Origin of the sequence: Ramlibacter sp. WS9 (assembly GCF_003797765.1) — a bacterium.
Classification (GTDB): Bacteria; Pseudomonadota; Gammaproteobacteria; order Burkholderiales; family Burkholderiaceae_C; genus Ramlibacter.
The window spans coordinates 218,808-239,271 of record NZ_RKMB01000003.1; the positions used below are offsets into that span (position 1 = coordinate 218,808).

A 20,464-nucleotide genomic window follows, 5' to 3' on the forward strand; every position below is an offset into this window, starting at 1 on the left:
AAGGCGCTTCGGGGGTGGGTCACAAGGTTCTGGCGATTTCCTTGACTTCGAAGAACTCGAGCTGGTCGTTTTCCTTGATGTCGTTGTAGTTGCGCAGCTTGATACCGCACTCGAAGCCTTCCTTGACTTCGCGCACATCGTCTTTGAGGCGCCGGACCGATTCGACATCACCGGTGTAGACCACCACGTTGTCGCGCAGCAAGCGGAACTTGCAGTTGCGCGTGACCTGGCCGGACGTGATGTACGAGCCCGCAACCGTGCCGATCTTGGAAGCCACGAACACGGTGCGCACTTCGGCGGTACCGATGACTTCTTCCTTCTGCTCGGGCGCCAGCATGCCGGACATCGCAACCTTCAGCTCGTCCACGGCGTCGTAGATGATGCCGTAGTAGCGGATGTCGACACCGTTGCCTTCGGCCAGCTTGCGCGCGCCGGCATCGGCCCGGACATTGAAGCCGATGATCACGGCCTTGGAAGCGATCGCCAGGTTGACGTCCGATTCGCTGATGCCACCCACGCCGGAATACACCAGCTGGACCTTGACCTCGTCGGTCGAGAGCTTGAGCAACGATTGCCCCAGCGCTTCCTGCGAACCTTGCACGTCGGCCTTGATGATGATGGGGACCATCTTCACTTCGCCGGCGGTCATGTCGGTGAACATGTTCTCCAGCTTGGATGCTTGCTGGCGGGCCAGCTTGGTGTTGCGGAACTTGCCGGCACGGTACGTGGCGATCTCGCGCGCACGGCGCTCGTCGGTCAGCACCATGAATTCGTCGCCGGCTTGCGGCACTTCAGTCAGGCCTTGGATTTCAACCGGGATCGACGGACCCGCGGTCTTGATCGACTTGCCGTTTTCGTCCAGCATGGCGCGCACGCGACCATACGTCTGCCCGGCCAGAACCACGTCGCCAGTCTTGAGCGTGCCGGATTGCACCAGCACGGTTGCGACCGGGCCGCGGCCCTTGTCCAGTTGCGCTTCGATCACGAGGCCCTTGGCCATGGCATCGACAGGCGCCTTCAGCTCCAGCACTTCGGCTTGCAGCAGCACTTGCTCGAGCAGGGCATCGATGCCTTCGCCAGTTCGTGCGGACACCGGCACGAACGGCGATTCGCCGCCGTACTCTTCCGGCACCACCTCTTCGGCCACCAGTTCCTGCTTGACGCGGTCGGGGTTGGAATCGGGCTTGTCGATCTTGTTGATCGCGACCACGATCGGGACACCAGCCGCCTTCGCGTGCTTGATGGCTTCCTTCGTCTGCGGCATCACGCCGTCATCCGCCGCGACCACCAGGATCACGATGTCCGTGGCCTGGGCGCCACGGGCGCGCATGGCGGTGAACGCCTCGTGGCCCGGGGTGTCCAGGAAGGAGATCATGCCGCGCTCGGTCTGCACGTGGTACGCGCCGATGTGCTGCGTGATACCGCCGGCTTCACCTGCCGCGACCTTGGCGCGACGGATGTAGTCCAGCAGCGAGGTCTTGCCGTGGTCGACGTGACCCATGACGGTCACGACCGGTGCGCGCGGCAGGGCTTCGCCCTCTGCAGCAGCGACCTCTTGCTCGGCGAACGCTTCCGGGTCGTCCAGCGCGGCAACGATGGCCTTGTGGCCCATTTCCTCGACCACGATCATGGCCGTGTCCTGGTCCAGCGGCTGGTTGATGGTGACCATCTGGCCCAGCTTCATCAGGTGCTTGATCACCTCGGACGACTTCACGGCCATCTTGTGCGCGAGTTCCGCGACCGTGATGGTTTCGGGCACGTGCACTTCGATGATGCGCGCTTCCACCGGCGCGCTTTGCACGTGGTCGTCGCCCCGATGGTCGCGGTCGTTGCTGCGCCGGCCCCGAGGACCGCCGCGCCAGCTGTTGCGGCCCACGCCGCCCGTGCTGTCGCCGCGGGTCTTGATTTCTTTCTTCTTGGCCGGATCGCCTGCCCAGCTGGACGACAGCTTGGCCGACTTGACTTCCTTGCCGGCGCCGGGTCCTGCGGGTGCAGCGGTGCCAGGCGCGGGCGGACGGCCCGTTCCCGTGCCCACGGCCGGCTTGTGCAGCGTGCCCTTGGCACCGGGCTTGGCCGCGTCGGCCTTCGCCACCGGCTTGACCGGCTCGGGGGCCTTGTGCGGCACCAGGACCTTCTTGGGCGCGGACATCATGGAGCGGATGGCGGCGGCTTCGGCTTCGGCCTTGCGGCGGCGCTCGCCCAGATCGGCGGCGCGGGCGGCTTCCTCGTCGGCACGCGCCTTCGATTCCGTCGCGGCCTTTTCGCGGGCTTCCGCCTGGGCGGCGGCTCGGGCGGCAGCAGCATCAACGGCTTCCTGCGTGGCCTCGGCCTTCTCAGTGGAAATCTGCGCCTTCTTCTGCTCTTCGCTGGCAGCATAGTTGGCGGCGCGCTCTTCGGCTTCGCGTTCGCGCTTCTCGGCGTCTTCACGCTGGCGGCGCTTTTCGGCCAGGTCTTCTTCCTGGCGGCGGATCAGTTCGGCCTGGCGGCGGGCCTCTTCCTCGCGGCGCGTCAGTTCAGCGTCTTCGGCGACGCTGCGGGCGGGCTCGGGGCTTTCACGCAGTTCCGGCTCGGGCGCTTCGATGACAGCCGTGTCGCCGCCTTCGTCACGCTTGACGAACGTGCGTTTCTTGCGCACTTCGACCTGGATGGTGCGTGCCTTGCCGGTCGAGTCGGCCTGTTTGATCTCGCTCGTGGATTTTTTCACCAGGGTGATCTTCTTGCGTTCAGGCGTGGCAGTGCCATGGCTGGCTTGCAGGTAGCCCAGCAGCTTCTGCTTGTCCGTTTCGGACAGGACGTCGGTCGGGGCCGATTTGGCCACGCCCGCGCTGCGCAATTGCTCGAGCAGCGTGTCCGGAGATTTCTTGAGTTCAGTTGCAAACTCGGCGACGGTGGTACTTGACATGTGTTGTGGTGCCTTCCATCACATTACTCGTGAGCGGCGGTGGCACTGGTGAACCAGTGCTCGCGCGCTTTCATGATCAGGGCTTTGGCCTCGTCTTCGGACTGGCCGGTGATTTCGGTGAGTTCGTCGACCGCCAGATCGGCCAACTCGTCACGGGTCTGCACGCCGGCGTCAGCCAGCTTGGCGATCAGCGGAGGCGTGAGGCCTTCGAGGTCTCGCAGGTCCTGGGAGACTTCCTCGACGCTCTCTTCGCGCGCGATTTCCATCGTCAGCAGGGCGTCCTTGGCGCGCGAACGCAGCTCATTGACGGTGTCTTCGTCGAAGGATTCGATCTCCAGCATTTCCTGGATCGGCACGTAGGCCACTTCTTCCAGGCTGGTGAACCCTTCGGCGAACAGGATGTCGGCGATCTCCTGGTCCACATCCAGCTTTTCCATGAACAGCTTGCGGATGGTGTCCGTCTCTTCGGCGTGCTTTTGCGCCGATTCGTTCGCGTCCATGATGTTGATCTTCCAGCCCGTGAGATCGGAGGCTAGGCGCACGTTCTGGCCGCCGCGGCCGATGGCGATGGCGAGGTTTTCCTCGTCCACCACCACGTCCATCGCGTGCTTCTCTTCGTCGACGACGATGGAGGAGACGTTGGCCGGAGCCAGGGCGCCGATCACGAATTGCGCGGGGTCTTCGGACCACAGCACGATGTCGACGCGCTCACCGGCCAGCTCGTTCGTCACGGCGTTGACGCGGGTGCCGCGAACGCCGACGCAGGTGCCGATCGGGTCGACGCGCTTGTCGTGCGACAGCACGGCGATCTTGGCGCGCGAACCCGAGTCACGGGCGCAGCTCTTGATCTCCAGCAGGCCCTGCTCGATTTCCGGCACTTCCTGGCGGAACAGCTCGATCATGAATTCGGGGGCGGAGCGCGACAGGATGATGGGCGCGCCGCGCAGCGTCAGGTCCACTTCCATGATCATGGCGCGGACGCGGTCGCCGTTGCGCAGGTTTTCCTTGGGGATCATCTCGCCGCGGCGCAGGCGCCCTTCGACGCGGCCCGACTCGACGATGATGTCGCCCTTGTCCATGCGCTTGACGGTGCCCACGAAGATCTTGTCGCCGCGCGACATGAAGTCGTTCAGCAGCATCTCGCGCTCGGCGTCGCGGATCTTCTGCAGGATGACCTGCTTGGCGGCCATCGCGCCGATGCGGCCGATCGGCACCGACTCCACCGATTCCTCGATGTACTCGCCTTCTTCGACGTCGGCGATGCGCTCCTTGGCGTCCATCAGCAGTTCTTCGGCCTCCGGGTTCTGCAGGCCCGCTTCGTCGGGCACCACCAACCAGCGGCGAAAGGTTTCGTAGTTGCCGCTGTCACGATCGACGGCCACGCGAATGTCCACCTCGCCCGAGTAGAGCTTCTTGGTGGCTTGCGCCAAGGCCGCTTCGACGGCACCGAACACCACATCGCGCTCGACGTTCTTCTCGCGCGAGATCGCTTCAACCAGCATCAACATTTCGCGATTCATTTCACGACTCTCCTACTGCCTTGGGCCTGCGCCCTTTGAAATCAACAACCGGTGCCAGCCGCGCTTCTTTCAGCTCGTCCAGCGTAAAACCCAGTGCCTGCAACGGGGCAGGCTCTCTCTTCTTGCTCACCTTCTGGCCCGGCTTCACGGCCGGCGCATCGCTCCAGACGATCTGCCAGCCGCCAGCGTCGGCGCGTTCCAGCGTGCCTCGAAACTTCTTGCGGTTGGGCGCCACCTGCCCGCCCGCCGCCGCGCCCATCGGCGCCTTGAGCGTGACGTCCACCTCGTGGCCGGCAAAACGCTCGAAATCCTGCTCTTTCCGCAACGGCCTGTCGATACCAGGCGACGACACTTCCAGCCGCGAGTATTCGGTGCCTTCGACTTCCAGCGCAAACTGCAGCTGCCGCGTGACCTTCTCGCAGTCCTCGACGTTGACGAACTGCTCGCGCTTCGGATCCCACGGCAGGTCGATCGTGATGCGCAGCAAACCCCCGGCCGAGCGTTCGATCTCCACCAGTTCGTAACCCAATCCGGTCACGGTTTGCTCCACGATGTCCTGCAATGCCACTGTTTCAGTCTGCTCCGCTAGCGATGCGCCAATAAACGATCGACCAAAAAAAACGGGCGGTGAGTACCCGCCCGTTTGGTCGTGAAGCAAGGATTGTACCTCGCAAACCGTTGATTTGCAACGGATCAGGCAGTCTTGCAACCTGATCCGCTCAGTCCGCCGTTCACTCCGAAACCCGGCCGCGCAGCACCTTGACCTGTGACCGGAGGTTCTTGGCTTCCAGCCGGCGCCGCTTCGACGCTTTGGTCGGCTTGGTGGGACGCCGCACACGTGGCGGCTCGGCCACGCTGTCGACGACCTCCTGCAACCGCCCCAACGCCTCGGCCCGGTTCATGTCCTGGCTGCGGTGGGTCTGCGCCTTGATGACCAGGACGCCGTCGCGGGTGATCCGCTGGTCGTTCAGGGCCAGAAGGCGCTCCTTGTGGTCCTCCGCCAAGGATGAGTTGCAGATGTCGAAGCGCAGGTGAATCGCGCTGGACACCTTGTTGACGTTCTGTCCGCCCGCCCCTTGGGCCCGCATGGCGGTGATCTCGACCTCTGTCTCGGGGATCGGCGTCGGTGGGCGAGTTGCCACGGGACCAGCCTCAGGCGGCGGCGGCGACAAGCGTCCGCGTGTAGTCCTCGCGGGGCGTGTCGAGCACCTGCAACACCGGGCCGGTCTCCACCACGGCGCCGTCTTTCATCACCATCACGTCGTGCGCCATCGCGCGAATCACATCCACGTCGTGGGTGATCAGCAGGTAGCTCAGCCCTTTTTCCTTCTGGAGTTTCATCAGGAGGGCCAACACCTGCTTCTGGATCGTGACGTCCAGCGCACTGGTTGGCTCGTCGAGGATCAGCAGTTGCGGCTGGACGATCAGGGCCCGCGCGATGGCAAGCCGCTGCCGCTGCCCGCCGGAAAACTCATGCGGATAGCGCTGCAACAGGCCGGGAAACTGCGTCTCACCCAGCCCGACCTCGTGCAGCGTCTGGATCACCTTTTCGCGGCGCTGCGGCAAGGGCAACGCGGGCTCGTGCACAAGAAGCCCCTCCCCCACGATCTCCTCGACGGTCATGCGGGGAGACAGGGAGGAGAACGGGTCCTGGAACACCACCTGGACCAAGCGGCGGATCGCTTTGTTGCCGGCGGCATCTGGGCCCCAGCGGCGCCCGACCACGTCGAGTTCGCCGCGATGCGGGATCAACCCCAGCGCCGCGAGCGCCAGCGTCGACTTGCCGGAGCCGGATTCACCCACCACGCCCAATGTCCGCCCCGGCGCGATGGAGAAGCCCGCGCCCTTCACGGCGATGAACTCGCCCTTGCGGAACCAGCCGCGGATGCCCGGCAGCTTGACCGGATAGCTCACCTGCATTTCCTTCGCCTGCATCACGGGCGCCACCTGGGCGCCGGCTTCTTCGGTCACGTCGCGCACCGGCCGGCTGTCGATCAGCTTGCGGGTATACGGATGCTGGGGGTTGGCGAACACCTCGGCCACTGTCCCCTGCTCCACCAGGTGGCCGTTTTCCATCACGGCGACCCGGTCGGCAAATTTGCGCACCAGGTTCAGGTCATGCGTGATCAGCAGCATGGCCATGCCGTTGTGCCGCTGAATCTCCCCGAGCAGGTCCAGGATCTGTGAACGCACGGTCACGTCCAGGGCAGTGGTGGGCTCGTCCGCCAGCAGCAGGTTGGGTTTTCCGGCCAGGGCCATGGTGATCATCGCCCGCTGGCGCTGGCCACCCGAAAGCTGATGCGGAAACGCCTGCGCACGCCGCTCCGGCTCGGGGATGCCCGTGGCGCGCAAGCCTTCGACGGCGGAGTCCCAGGCTTCGCGGCGGGTCAAGCCCTCCTTGAGCTGCAGCACCTCGGCGATCTGGTCACCGACCGTGTACAGCGGATTCAGCGCCGTCATCGGCTCCTGGAAAATCATCGCAATTTCGCGCCCGCGCGTGGCCAGCAATTCGCGCTCGGACATCGTGAGCAGGTCGCGGGTCTTGCCTTCGGACGCGAACATGGCCGACCCTGTGACCCGTGCGTTCTGCACCAGCCCCAGCAGGCTGAGCGCACTCACGGTCTTGCCCGAGCCGGATTCGCCCACCAGGGCCAGTTTCTCGCCGGGTGCGACATGAAAGTCGATCCCGTGCACGACCTCCTTGCCGCCGAACGAGACGCGTAGGTCCTTGACCTCCAATAGCGGGTTCATACGTCGGCCTTTCGCGGGTCGAGGGCATCGCGCAACGCGTCGCCCATCAGGGTGAGCAAAAGAAGCGTCACGACCAAGACGAGGAATGTGACGATAGAAATCCACCACGCGTCGATGTTTTGTTTGCCCTGGGCAAGCAACTCGCCCAGCGAGGGCGTTCCGGGAGGCACGCCCAGCCCCAGGAAGTCGAGCGACGTCAGCGCCAGGATCGCGGCGCTCATGCGAAACGGCAGGAAGGTCACTACCGGTGTCATGCTGTTGGGCAGGATGTGGCGCCACATGATGCGGCCGTTGCCGACGCCGAGCGCCCGCGCTGCGCGCACATAGTCCATTTGCCGGTTGCGGAGGAACTCCGCGCGTACGTAGTTTGACAGGCCCGTCCAGCCGAAAAGGCTGAGGAGCAGCAGCAAGAGCGCCACGCTCGGCGCGAAGATCGCGCTGAAAATAATGAGCAGGTACAACTCCGGCATCGAGTCCCAGATTTCGATGAAGCGCTGGAAAGCGAGATCAGTCTTGCCGCCGAAGTAGCCCTGGATTGCGCCACTGATGACACCTATCGCCGTGCCGACGGCCATCAGCGCAAGGCCAAACAGCACGCTCAGGCGAAAGCCATACAGCAACTGCGCGAGAAGGTCGCGGCCCCGTTCATCGGTCCCCAGCCAATTGGTTCGCGAAGGGGGGCTCGGGAATGGGTGCGGTGTCCAGTAAGTGAGGGTCTTCGCGCCATAGGGATTAATGGTGTACAGCGCCCAGTTGGCACCTTCATTGAGCCGCGCCCGGACTACCGGATCCAGGTAGTCCGCCGGCCCCGGGAAGTCGCCGCCGAACGTTGTTTCCGGGTAGTCCTTCACCATCGGAAGATAGAACTGACCGTTGTACCGGACGACCAGCGGCTTGTCGTTGGAAATCACCTCGGCGAACAGGCTCACGATGACCAGCGTGCAGAAGATCACGAGGCTGATGAAGCCCATGCGGTTGCGGCGAAAACGCCGCCACGCCCTTGCGGCTGGACTCTGGGAAGCAGCGGGCTCCATTCGTGGGCCATCGCGGATCGGGCTTTGCCCGTCCGCTGATGGCGCCCCCTCGCGGGGGAGGCGGCCAGAGGCCGCTTCGGGGGGGCTAGTCAAATTTGACACGGGGGTCGGCCCAGACATAACTGAGGTCGCTGATGAGCTTGGTAAACAGCCCGATCAGCGTGAAGACGAACAGGGAACCGAGAACCACCGGATAGTCGCGCCGGATGATGCTCTCGTAACTGAGAAGGCCCAGACCATCGAGCGAAAACAGGGTCTCGATGAGCAGCGCGCCGGTGAAGAACGCCCCGATGAACGCCGCCGGAAAGCCCGTGAGGATCGGGATCAGCGCGTTGCGAAAGACGTGCTTCCAGAGCACGCGCCGTTCGGGCAAGCCCTTGGCCCGCGCAGTCAGGACGTATTGCTTGCGGATCTCTTCGAGGAACGAATTTTTCGTGAGCATGGTCGTCACTGCGAAGCTGCCCAACACCATGGCTGTGACGGGCAACGTGATGTGCCACAGGTAGTCGGCGATACGCGCACCCCAACTCAGCTCAACCCAGTTCGACGACGTGAGGCCGCGCAGCGGAAACCATTGGAAGTGGCCCCCGAAGATCACCAGCAGCGCCAAGCCCAGCACGAATCCGGGAATCGCATAGCCAATCAGTACCAGCAAGGTCGTAATGAAGTCGAACCTGGAACCCGCCCGCACAGCCTTGGCCACGCCCAGCGGTACCGCGATGAGGTAACTGATAAAAAAAGTCCACAAGCCCAGGCTGATCGACACCGGCAGCTTTTCCAGGATCAGTTGGCTGACCGGCTTGTTGTGCATGAAGCTGCGGCCCAGGTCGAAACGCGCGTACTGGCCGAGCATCTGCCAGAAGCGTTCCGTGGGCGGTTTGTCAAAACCATAGAGCTTCTTGATTTGCTCGATCCGCTTGGGGTCTACGCCCTGGCCACCCCGGTAGGCTGACGTATCGCCAGCGCCTTGCGCACGCCGGGCTTCCGCAATGTACTGTTCCACTGGCCCGCCGGGAACGAACTGGGTCACCACGAAGGTGAGCAACAGCACGCCAAACAGCGTGGGCAGCATCAGGAGGACGCGTTTAAGGATGTAGGCGAGCATGGGCGCTTAGCGTGAGGTCTTAGGCGGCATGCGAGCCCACCACGTCATCATGAACCAGTCCATGTAGGGCACGCCTTCCGGCGGATAGGCCGGGGTGACATCAGGCCGCGCCAGCTTCCAGTCACTGAAGGCGATGCGGCGGGTGGCACTGGTCCAGGCGGGAATGAGGTAATGGCCGTGGGCGATGACGCGCTCAAGGGAGCGGCAAGCGGCAAGGAACTCATCGCGGTTTTCAGCAACGGTGAGCTTTGCGACCAGCGCGTCGATGGCCGGGTTCTTGATGCCAGAGTAGTTGCCGGAGCCAGGCGTGTCGGCCGCTTTGCTGCCAAAAAGATCGGCGTAGTCGGCGCCCGGAAAGTGCGTACCCGGAAAGGAGATGCCCAACAATTCGAAGTTGTTGGAGTCGAGTCGCTCTTGCCAAAGGGCGTAGTCGACCTCCCGCAGCTTGAACTCAATGCCGAGTTGCTCCAGCGCGCGCCTCCAGGCTGCGGTGGTCGTGGCACCCTTGGCCTCGGTGCTGTCAAGGAATTCGACGGTAAGCGGCTCGCCCTTCGCGTTGCGCATGGCGCCATCGCGGTAGGTCCAGCCGGCCTCTTTCAGCAGCGCCTGGGCCTTGCGCAGGTTTTCTCGTAGCGAGTTCACGCCGTCGGTTCGCGGCGGCACGGCCATGGGCCCGAACACCTCCTGCGGCAGGCTCGCCCGGAAAGGTTCCATCAGAGCAACCTCGGCCGGCGAAGGCATGCCGTTGGCCTCGCAATCGGTGTTGCCGAACACGCCCTTCACCCTCGCGTAACTGCCTCGGAACAGGTGGACGTTCATCCACTCATAGTCCATGGCCAATTCGATTGCCATGCGTACCCGCCGGTCCTGGAACTTGGGCAGTCGCAGATTGAGCACGAAGCTGTAGTAGCCGAGCGGCAGCTTGTGCTGGAACTCTTTCTTCACCAGCTCGCCACTCTCGATGCGCTTGCCGTTCAGCCGCCGGGTCCAGTCGCCCGCCGAGAAGAACTGCATCAAGTCGAACTCACCTGCCTTCAGGGCTTCCAGCTGCGCGGTGTTGTCGCTGTATATCTTGATCGTGATTCTGTCAAAGTTATTCATGCCCCGGCGCACTGGCAAGTTGCGGGCCCAGTAGTTCGGGTCGCGCAGGTAGGTAACGTCCTTGCCGAACCGCACCGGGCCGATCTTGTAGCCGCCCGTGCCGATCGGAGTGTCCGTGATGATCTGGTCGAATTGCTTGATCTTGCCGTTCTCCATGCCCCACTTCGGGCTGAACACGGGCAGCGCCCCGACAACCAGAGGCATCTGTTTGTCTTTCTTCTTGAAGCGGAACCGCACGGTGCGCTCGTCGACCACGTCGCAGCCGGCGACGTCGGCGAGCAGGGTTGCGTACGAAGGCAGAGCGTACTGTGAAATCAGCGTCTCGAAGCTGTACTTGACATCGGCCGCGCGCACGGGATCACCGTTGTGGAAGCGCGCTTCTGGACGGATTCGAAAAGTCGCGGACATGAGGTCAGGCGGAACCTCGACGTCCTCCGCCAGCAGACCGTAGCCCACGCCGATCTCATCCATCGGCCCCGTCAGCAGTCCTTCGAACAGCAACTCGGCCGCGAAAGAAGGGGCGTTGCCTTTCAGGGTGAACGGGTTGTACTTATCGAACGTCGAAATGCGCGAGCCCGCGACCATGCGCAGTTCTCCCCCCTTCGGCGCATTCGGATTCACGTAATCAAAATGGGTGAAGCCCGGTTTGTATTTGAAGTCCCCCCAGACCGAATAACCGGGGGCGGCCCACCCGGATCGGGCAAGGAAGAGAAGGACGAACAGCAGCCAAACTCGCATGCGACAATTCTGCACAGATTTTTTACGCAAAGAGACTATGGGTTTCCTGACTGGCAAGAAATTGTTGATCACCGGCGTGTTGTCCAACCGCTCGATCGCCTACGGCATCGCGAGGGCCTGCCGGCAGCAAGGCGCCGAATTGGCGTTCAGCTACGTGGGCGAGCGTTTCAAGGACCGCATCACCGAGTTCGCCGCCGATTTTGATTCGAAGCTGATCTTCGACTGCGACGTCGGTGACGACGCCCAGATCGAAAAGCTGTTCACCGATCTCTCGGCCACCTGGCCCAAGTTCGACGGCTTCGTGCACAGCATCGGCTTTGCGCCGCGTGAGGCGATTGCCGGCAACTTCCTGGAGGGCCTCTCCCGCGAAAGCTTCCGCATTGCGCATGACATCAGCGCTTACAGCTTCCCCGCCATGGCCAAGGCGGCGCTGCCGATGCTCAATGACAAGTCGGCGATGCTCACCCTCACCTACCTCGGTGCGATGCGTGCAGTGCCGAACTACAACACCATGGGCCTCGCGAAAGCGAGCCTGGAAGCTTCTGTGCGCTACCTGGCCGAAGCGGTGGGCAAGTTGCCAGACGGGCGCAGCATGCGCGCCAACGGCATCAGCGCGGGCCCGATCAAGACCTTGGCTGCCAGCGGCATCAAGGACTTCGGCAAGCTGCTGGGCGTCGTGGCCAGCGCCTCGCCGCTGCGCCGCAACGTGACCATCGAAGACGTGGGCAACGTGGCGGCATTTCTGCTGAGCGATCTGGCCGCTGGCGTCACCGCCGAAATCACGTATGTCGATGGCGGCTTCAGCCACACCGCCGTAGCAGTAGAAACCTAGCAATAAAAAACCACCTGCCCCGCGCTTACGAGGCGCGGAACAGGTGGGCAAAGCTGCGGCTGACCTCGAGCACCTCGGGATGCCCGCTGATCTGAACCCGCTGACGACCGGTATCGTCGCGGGTTACTGCCGCAATCGCGCTTAAATTGACAATGGTGGACCGGTGGATCTGCCAGAACTGCTGGTTGTCCAGCCGCGGGAGCAGTTCGCGGATCGGCGTGCGGATCAACGCTTCCTGGTCGCGCGTCTGCACCCGCGTGTACTTTTCGTCGGAACGAAAGAACAGCACGTCCTTCACGTCGATGAGCTTGGTGGTTGAACCGGCAGTGCACTGGATGAATCGCATCGCCGGCTCGTGTGTTGAGCCGCGCCCGAGCGACTGCTGCGCGCTCACGAGTTTTTCCAGCAATGCGTCCAGCGCGGCTTCATCCGCCGGGCTTTCCGGCTTCGCAGCCAGCGGCCGCCGCGCCTGCAGCCGCGCCTTCACCCGCTGCACGGTCTGGGCCAGACGCTCGGGCTCCACAGGCTTCAGCAGGTAATCGAGCGCGCCCTGTTCGAATGCCGCGACCGCATACTCGTCATAGGCGGTGACGAACACGATCTCGCCCGACCAGGACGGCAGCGTGACGATCTCGCGGGCCGCCTCCAGGCCCGTCAGGGCCGGCATGCGAATGTCGAGAAACACCACGTCCGGATTCAGCGATTCGACCTTGTCGATCGCCTCCTGGCCGTCGCGGGCCTCGCCGCAAATCTCCAGATCGGGCCAGACCTCGGCCAGGCGCGTCTTGAGCTGCTCGCGCAGCAGCCGCTCGTCGTCCGCAACCACGGCTCTCATGCGGGCTTCCTCTCGTCGAAGGTGGCGTGTTCAGCGGCCACCACTTCGGGGCCCACCTGATAGGGAACCGAGATGCGCACGAGGGTGCCCGTGGCCGGGTCGGATCGCAGCATGAGGCGGCTCTTGCCCGGGTACAGCATCGCCAGCCGTTCACGGATGTTCTGCAGGCCGATGCCCGTCCCCGACGTGGGGCCGTCGAGCAGGTCGCCATCGGGCACGCCGACGCCGGTGTCGCTGACTTCGACCCACAACTGCGCGTTCTGCACGCCGGCGGCGACGCGGACCTTGCCGCCGTCGGCCTTCGGCTCGATGCCGTGCTTGATGGAGTTCTCCACGAGCGATTGCAGCATCATCGGCGGGAACTCCGCCGACTCCAGCCCTTCGGGCACGGCGATCTCCACTTCAAGCCGGTCCTCGATCCGCATCTTGATCAACTCCAGGTACGAGCGGATGAGGCGCATCTCGCGGCCGAGCGTCGAAGACTCCTGGCGCATTTGCGGGAGCGCGCCGCGCAAATAGGTGATGAGCGCCTTCTGCATGCGTGACGCGCGTGGCGGCTCGGTCTCGATCAGGTAGTCGACCGCGGCCAGGGTATTGAAAAGAAAGTGCGGCTCCACCTGGGCCTGCAGCACCTGCAGCCGCGCCTGCACCAGCTGGCGCTCCATCGCTTCCCGCTCGGCCGCATCGACGGCAGTGCGCACCTTCGCGTCGGCTTGCGCGACCTTCTTGACGACGATCTTGGCCGCCGCAAGGTAGGCGAAGAGGATCACCAGGATGGCCCCGGCCAGGTCGCCGACGATGCCGCGGAAGGTGACGATCTGCTTGCTGATCAACCTGTCGTCATCGTCGTCGTTCGACAACGGGTTGGGGTTCGGGTCCGGGTCAGGGTTCGGCTCCGCATCGGCGCTTGCATCCGCGGCGGCTTTAGGGTCCTTGGGCGCGGGCGGAGCGGGCGGCGTCGGCGGGATCACGACCGCGCCGTCCTTGCCCTGCACGATCCGGATGCCGTCCTTGCCCCCGATGCTGACCACGACCTCCTTGCCCTTGCCGGAGACCTTCACACGCTCGTGCTTGAGGTTGAGCAGGTCGCCGATGATGCCCGCGGCGATCAGGATCAGCAGGAAGAGCACGATCAGGCGCCACCACGACATCGAAGATGCCCATTGGGAAACCTGGGTGTTCACGTTCGCGAGCCACTCGATCAGGGAGCCGCGGGTCGGATTCGGATCGGGGCGCTGGGAATTCATTGACTGAGGGTAACGGTGTTGGCCGACGTATTTTGCGCCGTCGTCGTGACCGGTGTGCCCTCCAGGCTATCGCGCCGCCCGACGATGTGGACGGTGGGCAGCGTGACGTGAGTCACCGTCGGTGCCGGGGCCGCGTTGGCACTTTGCACCGCCTGCTGCGGTGCGATGCCCCAGGCGCCGACCGACAGCCAGATCGCGGCTGTGAATACCGCCGCGCCGGCGGCGAGGCCCACTTCCGCAATGGCTTCGGCCGTCCGCGACCGGGTGAAATGGGCGCTGGTGACACTGGTGAACTTGCTCATTGAAACTCCTCCAAGGGGCCGAGGCTGGCCCGTTGGGGAGAACTGTAGGGACGCGCCCTGCCCGTTGCACGCGGGTTGCGACAAACTGCGGGATGGTGCGACAAACCGCCGGAATCCGGGAACGGACGCGGAGTCGTCATTCCCGCGGAGGCGGGAATCCAGGGCTCCAACGCCTTGGATCCCCGCCTGCGCGGGGATGACGTTCCGGCCTCAAGCCTTCACGCAGTCCGCGAAATAGTGGATCTTGCCGTCCGGGCCTTCTTCTTCCACCAGCCCATGAATGTCCGTTTCGAAGCCGGGACACTGGGCATTGAACTCGCGCGAGAACTTGAGGTAGTCGACGATCTTCTTGTTGAAGACCTCGCCCGGGATCAGCAGCGGAATGCCCGGCGGGTAAGGCGTGACCAGCGATGTGGTGATGCGCCCTTCCAGCTCGTCGATCTCCACCCGCTCGGTCTTTCGGTGGGCGATGTAGGCGAAGGCGTCGCTCGGCTTCATGGCCGGCGTCAGGTCCGAAAGGTACATCTCGGTCGTCAGGCGGGCGATGTCGTACTTGGCGTAGAGCTCGTGCACGAACTGGCACAGGTCGGCCAGACCCATGCGCTCGTAGCGCGGGTACTGCTGGCAGAACTCCGGCAGGATCTTCCACATCGGCTGGTTCTTGGCGTAGTCGTCCTTGAACTGCTGCAGCGCCGTGAGCATGGTGTTCCAGCGGCCCTTGGTGATGCCGATGGTGAACATGATGAAGAAGCTGTACAGGCCCGTCTTCTCCACGATGATGCCGTGCTCGGCCAGGAACTTGGTGACGATGGACGCGGGGATGCCTGTCTTGTCGAACTTGCCGTTGAGGTTCATGCCCGGCGTCACGATGGTGGACTTGATCGGGTCCAGCATGTTGAAGCCCTCGGCCAGGTTGCCGAAGCCGTGCCACTTGGCGGTGCGCGCCTCGCCCTTGATGATCCAGTCGTCGGCGCGGCCGATGCCCTCTTCCACCAACTTGTCCGGGCCCCAGACCTTGAACCACCAGTCCTTGCCGTATTCCTCGTCCACCTTGCGCATGGCGCGGCGGAAGTCGAGTGCTTCGAGGATGGATTCCTCCACCAGCGCGGTTCCGCCGGGCGGCTCCATCATCGCCGCCGCCACGTCGCAGCTGGCGATGATCGCGTACTGCGGGCTGGTCGACGTGTGCATCAGGAAGGCTTCGTTGAACAGGTGCCGGTCGAGCTTGCGGTTCTGCGAGTCCTGGCACAGCACGTGGCTGGCCTGGCTGATGCCGGCCAGCAGCTTGTGCGTGGACTGGGTGGCGAAGGTCAGCGACTCCTTGGGTCGCACGCGGCTGCGGCCCATGGCGTGGTACATGCCGTAGAACGGGTGGAAGGCGGCGTGCGGCAGCCAAGCCTCGTCGAAGTGCAGCGTGTCCACGTAGCCATCGAGCATGTTCTTGATGGTCTGCGTGTTGTACAGGACACCGTCGTAGGTGGACTGCGTGAGCGTCATCACCCGCGGTTTGACCGTCTCAGGGTCCACACCTTTGAGCAATGGGTTGGCCGCGATCTTCGCCCTGATGGCCGCCGGCTCGAACTCGCTCTGCGGGATCGGCCCGATGATGCCGAAGTGGTTGCGTGTCGGCTTCATGAACACCGGGATGGAGCCGGTCATGATGATCGCGTGCAGGATGGACTTGTGGCAATTGCGGTCCACCACCACCACGTCGCCCGGCGCCACGGTGTGGTGCCACACCATCTTGTTGCTGGTGCTGGTGCCGTTCGTCACGAAGAAGCAATGATCGGCGTTGAAAATGCGCGCCGCATTGCGCTCGCTGGCAGCCACCGGGCCGGTGTGGTCCAGCAGCTGGCCCAGTTCTTCCACCGCATTGCACACGTCGGCGCGCAGCATGTTCTCGCCGAAGAACTGGTGGAACATCTGGCCGATCGGGCTCTTGAGGAACGCGACGCCGCCGGAGTGACCTGGACAGTGCCATGAATAGGAACCGTCTTCGGCGTAATCGAGCAGCGCCTTGAAGAACGGCGGCTGCACGCCTTCCAGGTAGCTCTTGGCCTCGCGGATGATGTGGCGCGCCATGAACTCCGGCGTGTCCTCGAACATGTGGATGAAGCCGTGCAGCTCGCGCAGGATGTCGTTCGGGATGTGGCGCGAGGTCTTGGTTTCGCCATAGACGTAGATCGGCACCTCCAGGTTCTTGCGCCGCACTTCCTCAATGAACTTGCGCAGGTTCAGCACGGCCGGGTCCAGATCGGGCCCGGGCGTGAACTCCTCGTCGTCGATCGACAGGATGAAAGCACTGGCGCGGCTTTGCTGCTGCGCGAATTGCGACAGGTCGCCGTAGCTGGTCACGCCAAGGATTTCGAAGCCCTCGGACTCGATGGCCTGCGCCAGCGCGCGGATGCCCAGGCCGGAGGAGTTCTCCGAGCGGAAATCTTCGTCGATGATGACGATGGGAAAGCGGAACTTCATGGGCGGCCTTTCGCGCGCGGGGGGCGAAAAATGGAAAACAGGCGCGAAGTGTATGAAATAACCCGCCACCCTTCTTGCGCCCTGCCGTAATTGACCCAAAATGTGGTGCGATCAAGACATGGAGACCTGATGACGGACTCGACGATCTGGTGGCTGCTGACCGGTGCGGCCGTGGCAGTCGAACTGCTGACCGGTACCTTCTACCTGCTGATGCTTGCGGTCGGCCTGGCCGCTGGAGCGCTGGCCGCGCACGCGGGCGCCGGCCCGTCGGTGCAACTGATCGTGGCAGCGGTGGTGGGCGGCGGCGCCGTCGCGGCCTGGCACCTGCTGCGGCCCAAGCAGCCGGATGGCCCGGCCGGCGCCAATCGCGACGTCAACCTGGACGTCGGTGAAACCGTCACCGTCGACGCCTGGAACAGCGACGGCACCGCGTCGGTCAAATACCGCGGCGCCAACTGGACGGTTGTGGCCGCACCCGGTGCCGGCAACGAGACGGGCCTGCACCGCGTTCGCCAGGTGGTCGGTAGCCGGCTGCTGGTCGAAAAAATCTAGTCACCCACAAGGAGGGGAATCCCCATGGAAGTCGCTGTCGTCATTCTGGTCATCGCCATCATCTTCGTCGTTCGAGCCGTCAAGGTTGTGCCCCAGCAGAATGCCTGGGTGGTCGAACGCCTGGGCAAGTACCACGCCGCGCTGGCGCCCGGTCTGAACTTCCTGGTGCCCTTCATCGACAAGGTGGCCTACAAGCACAGCCTGAAGGAAATCCCGCTCGACGTCCCGAGCCAGGTCTGCATCACGCGCGACAACACGCAGCTTCAGGTGGACGGCATCCTGTACTTCCAGGTGACCGACCCGATGCGCGCCAGCTACGGCTCGTCCAACTACATCGTCGCAGTGACGCAGCTGGCCCAGACCTCGCTGCGCAGCGTGATCGGCAAACTCGAACTGGACAAGACCTTTGAGGAGCGCGACATCATCAACGCGCAAGTCGTGCAGGCCATCGACGAGGCCGCGTTGAACTGGGGCGTGAAGGTGCTGCGCTACGAGATCAAGGACCTGACGCCGCCTAAGGAAATCCTGCACGCCATGCAGTCGCAGATCACGGCCGAGCGTGAAAAGCGCGCCTTGATCGCCGCCTCGGAAGGCCGCCGCCAGGAGCAGATCAACATCGCGACCGGCGAGCGCGAAGCGTTCATCGCCCGGTCCGAAGGCGAGAAGCAGTCGATCATCAACAACGCCCAAGGCGAGGCGGCGTCGATCTTGGCGGTGGCCAACGCCACCGCAGAGGCGATCGAACGCATTGCCTCTGCAATCCGCCAGCCGGGCGGCGAGCAGGCGGTGCAGCTGAAGGTTGCCGAAAAGGCCGTCGAGGCCTACAGCAAGGTGGCGTCCGATGCCACCACCACGCTCATCGTGCCCAGCAACATGACGGAAGTGTCGGCGCTGATCGGCTCGGCGATGAAGATGGTCCAGGGTACCAAAGGCGCCTGAAACACGACGCCAACCGAAGCTATTCCCTCGCGCTTGCGCCCAGCGGGCTCGGGCGCGAGCGCAATCCCTGCGGCAACAGGTTGTCGAACATGCCGGACACGCCCACGAGCATCTGGCGCGCCGCAGTCTCTCCATGGGCGGCGGCCAGCACCTCCATCAGGTCCCCGCGCAGGAACCAGAGTGCCTGCACGTCGCCTGCATAGCGGATTCGGCGTTTGACGTGCGAGGCGCGGTCGCCCTCGGCCCCGCCGAGCAAGGCCAGCATCGACTCGCGAATGTCCTCCACGCCGATGCCTTCCGCCACGGCTTGGGAGGAATCATGCGGGTGACTCGCGGAGAAGATTGCGTGGATGCTGCTTCTGAGATTGGGTTTGAACCAGCGCATGGCTTACCTCACTTCCGGTTGTCGGATGGGGGCCCGAAGTCCAGGACTTCGGTGACGGGCAGGCGCGCGACCGCTCGCAGCGCCTCCTGGGCGGGCGAATCCAGGTCCGCCAGGTTCTCTACACGCGAGAAGACGCTGTTCACGGGCGCATCGCCGCCGGCGGCATGGCGGCGTACGCCGTACTTCAGCCGGGCGCGCTCCTCGGGGAGGAGCCTGGCCACCAGGTCGCGCGTCGCCCAGACGGCTCCGTCGCACGCAATGCTCGACAGGGCGGCGGCATGGTCCGCCGCATCCCCCATGACCGTCATTTCCGATTGCGGTCCCGGGCGCACGTGCCCCAGCCATTCCCGGCCCTGGGCGAGGCCCGTGTTCATGAACAGCTCGGTGCTCCAACCCTTGCGGGATTGCCACTGCCGGCTCACGCGGCGCATGGCCGCGCGCACTTCCCATGCGGCCGCCAAGGCGTTGGACAAGTGGCTGGAGCCGGGCTGGGCAAGGAAGTAGCAGACCATTCCTTCGCTCGGGTGCCGTCCGCATGAGCCCTGGTGCCGTTCGAAGATGGGGTCCAGCTGCAGCCAGATGTCGTTCACGAGTTCGAAGTACTCTTCCGGCGGAAGCTCCGCCCACAGGCGGGCCGGCTGCTGCAGGCCCGCGAACAGCACGGCCATCTGGGTAAGGACGGGCCGGCCGGTGCCCGCATCGGTGGCCGCCCGGCCGGGCAGCGCCGCCATCGCAGTCAGCCCGGCCGCGTCCATGCCGCCCGGCAGGTAGATAAAGAGCGTCCCTTCCCTGAAACTGATCGCATAGAGGAACTGCGGCGAAGTGCCGCCAGGCAACGTGAGCACCACCGGTGTGCGCACGACCATCGGGTAGTCGAAGGGTTCGGCCTCGCCGTAGAAGCGTTCCAGAACCACCGCGTCGGGCGCGGCCAAGCCGCTGCAGAGATCGCCGAGGCCGACGCCGCGTTGCCGGGCCAACCCGGCGTGAAGCCGCAGGATGGCTTGGCGCGACTCGGGCGCGACCCCAGCCAACTCGGGCCAGGCTAAGGTTCCGGACCTCTCGTTTGCCCAGACCAGCTCGAACCGATTGTCCAGAAGGTAGGCGGGATGGTCGAGGCTGTCGAAAGACAAGGCGGGAACCGAGCCGGGGCGGGCTGCATTCGCCGCGCCCACCGGAGCCCTTGCGTTTTGCCCCACCCCTCCGCCGAAGTGTTCGGCGATGCGGTCGAGGTTCCAGCCCTCCCGCTTGAGGCGCTGGATTTCCTCAATGCGCTGCAAGACTTCCGCAGGAAAGTAGCCGATGCGCCGCGCCGTCGTGTCGCTCGCCTCGGGCGCCATGACCTCGGGCCGAGGCACGATGCCGCTGCTGATGTAGTTGTTCAGCGTGGCCCGGGAAATCCCGGTTTTCTCCAATACCTCTTTGCTGGAATACAAATCGGCCTCTGTATTTGGACTGTCCAAATTAACTATTAGACAGTCCAAATGCAATGTCAACCTATTTGCGCCCAGCGGCGCCCTTCCGTGTCCGGCCCGCTACACATGGAGTTTTCGGGCATCGCCGATCCGCCGGGCGCGCCGCCGCCGGAGGCCTGAATGCGCACTGCTACAATCGAGGGCTCCGGAGCGGTGGATGAGCGGTTTAAGTCGCACGCCTGGAAAGCGTGTGAGGGTTAATAGCCCTCCGCGGGTTCGAATCCCGCCTGCTCCGCCAGTGAAAACAAAAAAGCCCCGCAGCGCGGGGCTTTTT

17 protein-coding genes and 1 tRNA gene are annotated in these 20,464 nt (G+C 64.2%); 4 read left to right on the forward strand and 14 right to left on the reverse strand.

The window, feature by feature from the left end; translation table 11 throughout:
* Positions 1 to 19: 19 nt before the first annotated feature.
* From infB to EEB15_RS06990, 8 genes are all read right to left on the reverse strand, one after another.
* Entirely contained in the window at positions 20 to 2,902 is a 2,883-nt protein-coding gene (gene infB, locus EEB15_RS06955) for a translation initiation factor IF-2 (protein ID WP_141509012.1), read from the reverse strand.
* 23 nt (positions 2,903 to 2,925) lie between these two features.
* Positions 2,926 to 4,422, reverse strand: a complete 1,497-nt coding sequence (gene nusA / locus EEB15_RS06960) for a transcription termination factor NusA (RefSeq protein ID WP_141509014.1) — start codon at positions 4,420 to 4,422, stop codon at positions 2,926 to 2,928.
* Position 4,423: 1 nt separating this feature from the next.
* Complete coding sequence (rimP, locus tag EEB15_RS06965) at positions 4,424 to 4,990, reverse strand: ribosome maturation factor RimP (RefSeq protein ID WP_141509015.1); 567 nt, start codon at positions 4,988 to 4,990, stop codon at positions 4,424 to 4,426.
* Between the two features lie 163 nt (positions 4,991 to 5,153).
* Entirely contained in the window at positions 5,154 to 5,564 is a 411-nt protein-coding gene (arfB, locus tag EEB15_RS06970; RefSeq protein ID WP_141509017.1) for an alternative ribosome rescue aminoacyl-tRNA hydrolase ArfB, read from the reverse strand.
* 10 nt (positions 5,565 to 5,574) lie between these two features.
* A complete protein-coding gene (locus tag EEB15_RS06975) occupies positions 5,575 to 7,173 on the reverse strand; it encodes an ABC transporter ATP-binding protein (RefSeq protein WP_141509019.1) in 1,599 nt (532 codons plus the stop codon).
* On the reverse strand, positions 7,170 to 8,207 hold the full coding sequence (locus tag EEB15_RS06980) for an ABC transporter permease (RefSeq protein WP_141509313.1): 1,038 nt from the start codon (positions 8,205 to 8,207) through the stop codon (positions 7,170 to 7,172). Before EEB15_RS06980 ends, EEB15_RS06975 begins: the two co-directional genes overlap by 4 nt.
* Positions 8,208 to 8,292: 85 nt before the next feature.
* A complete protein-coding gene (locus EEB15_RS06985) occupies positions 8,293 to 9,312 on the reverse strand; it encodes a microcin C ABC transporter permease YejB (RefSeq protein WP_141509021.1) in 1,020 nt (339 codons plus the stop codon).
* Positions 9,313 to 9,318: 6 nt separating this feature from the next.
* Positions 9,319 to 11,151 carry an extracellular solute-binding protein gene (locus EEB15_RS06990; RefSeq protein WP_141509314.1) on the reverse strand — a complete coding sequence of 611 codons (1,833 nt, stop codon included), beginning with the start codon at positions 11,149 to 11,151 and terminating at the stop codon, positions 9,319 to 9,321.
* Between the two features lie 37 nt (positions 11,152 to 11,188).
* Between EEB15_RS06990 and fabI the strand changes: the two genes are divergently transcribed.
* The gene (gene fabI / locus EEB15_RS06995; RefSeq protein ID WP_141509023.1) at positions 11,189 to 11,983 is read left to right on the forward strand and encodes an enoyl-ACP reductase FabI; all 795 of its coding nucleotides are present in this window, start codon (positions 11,189 to 11,191) and stop codon (positions 11,981 to 11,983) included.
* Between the two features lie 25 nt (positions 11,984 to 12,008).
* Here the strand turns inward: fabI and EEB15_RS07000 are convergent, their stop codons facing one another.
* The 4 genes from EEB15_RS07000 to EEB15_RS07020 all read right to left on the reverse strand — a co-directional run bounded on the left by EEB15_RS07000 (position 12,009) and on the right by EEB15_RS07020 (position 16,842).
* Complete coding sequence (locus tag EEB15_RS07000) at positions 12,009 to 12,818, reverse strand: LytTR family DNA-binding domain-containing protein (RefSeq protein ID WP_141509025.1); 810 nt, start codon at positions 12,816 to 12,818, stop codon at positions 12,009 to 12,011.
* Positions 12,815 to 14,065 carry a sensor histidine kinase gene (locus EEB15_RS07005; RefSeq protein ID WP_158290024.1) on the reverse strand — a complete coding sequence of 417 codons (1,251 nt, stop codon included), beginning with the start codon at positions 14,063 to 14,065 and terminating at the stop codon, positions 12,815 to 12,817. Before EEB15_RS07005 ends, EEB15_RS07000 begins: the two co-directional genes overlap by 4 nt.
* On the reverse strand, positions 14,062 to 14,367 hold the full coding sequence (locus EEB15_RS07015) for a hypothetical protein (RefSeq protein WP_141509031.1): 306 nt from the start codon (positions 14,365 to 14,367) through the stop codon (positions 14,062 to 14,064). Before EEB15_RS07015 ends, EEB15_RS07005 begins: the two co-directional genes overlap by 4 nt.
* Before the next feature lie 210 nt (positions 14,368 to 14,577).
* Positions 14,578 to 16,842 carry an arginine/lysine/ornithine decarboxylase gene (locus tag EEB15_RS07020; RefSeq protein ID WP_141509033.1) on the reverse strand — a complete coding sequence of 755 codons (2,265 nt, stop codon included), beginning with the start codon at positions 16,840 to 16,842 and terminating at the stop codon, positions 14,578 to 14,580.
* 129 nt (positions 16,843 to 16,971) lie between these two features.
* Here EEB15_RS07020 and EEB15_RS07025 point away from each other — a divergent pair, with 129 nt between their 5' ends.
* Both EEB15_RS07025 and EEB15_RS07030 read left to right on the forward strand, forming a co-directional pair.
* A complete protein-coding gene (locus EEB15_RS07025; protein WP_141509035.1) occupies positions 16,972 to 17,394 on the forward strand; it encodes an NfeD family protein in 423 nt (140 codons plus the stop codon).
* Positions 17,395 to 17,418: 24 nt separating this feature from the next.
* Positions 17,419 to 18,333, forward strand: coding sequence for an SPFH domain-containing protein (locus EEB15_RS07030; protein WP_141509037.1), 915 nt, complete (start codon positions 17,419 to 17,421; stop codon positions 18,331 to 18,333).
* A gap of 19 nt (positions 18,334 to 18,352) precedes the next feature.
* On the opposite strand, the gene EEB15_RS07035 is transcribed toward EEB15_RS07030, so the two are convergent.
* Together EEB15_RS07035 and EEB15_RS07040 are read right to left on the reverse strand one after the other, a co-directional pair.
* On the reverse strand, positions 18,353 to 18,637 hold the full coding sequence (locus EEB15_RS07035; protein ID WP_233259387.1) for a hypothetical protein: 285 nt from the start codon (positions 18,635 to 18,637) through the stop codon (positions 18,353 to 18,355).
* Between the two features lie 89 nt (positions 18,638 to 18,726).
* Entirely contained in the window at positions 18,727 to 20,151 is a 1,425-nt protein-coding gene (locus EEB15_RS07040) for a MerR family transcriptional regulator (protein ID WP_141509041.1), read from the reverse strand.
* 186 nt (positions 20,152 to 20,337) lie between these two features.
* Between EEB15_RS07040 and EEB15_RS07045 the strand changes: the two genes are divergently transcribed.
* Positions 20,338 to 20,428 (forward strand) — tRNA-Ser (locus EEB15_RS07045).
* Positions 20,429 to 20,464: the final 36 nt, after the last annotated feature.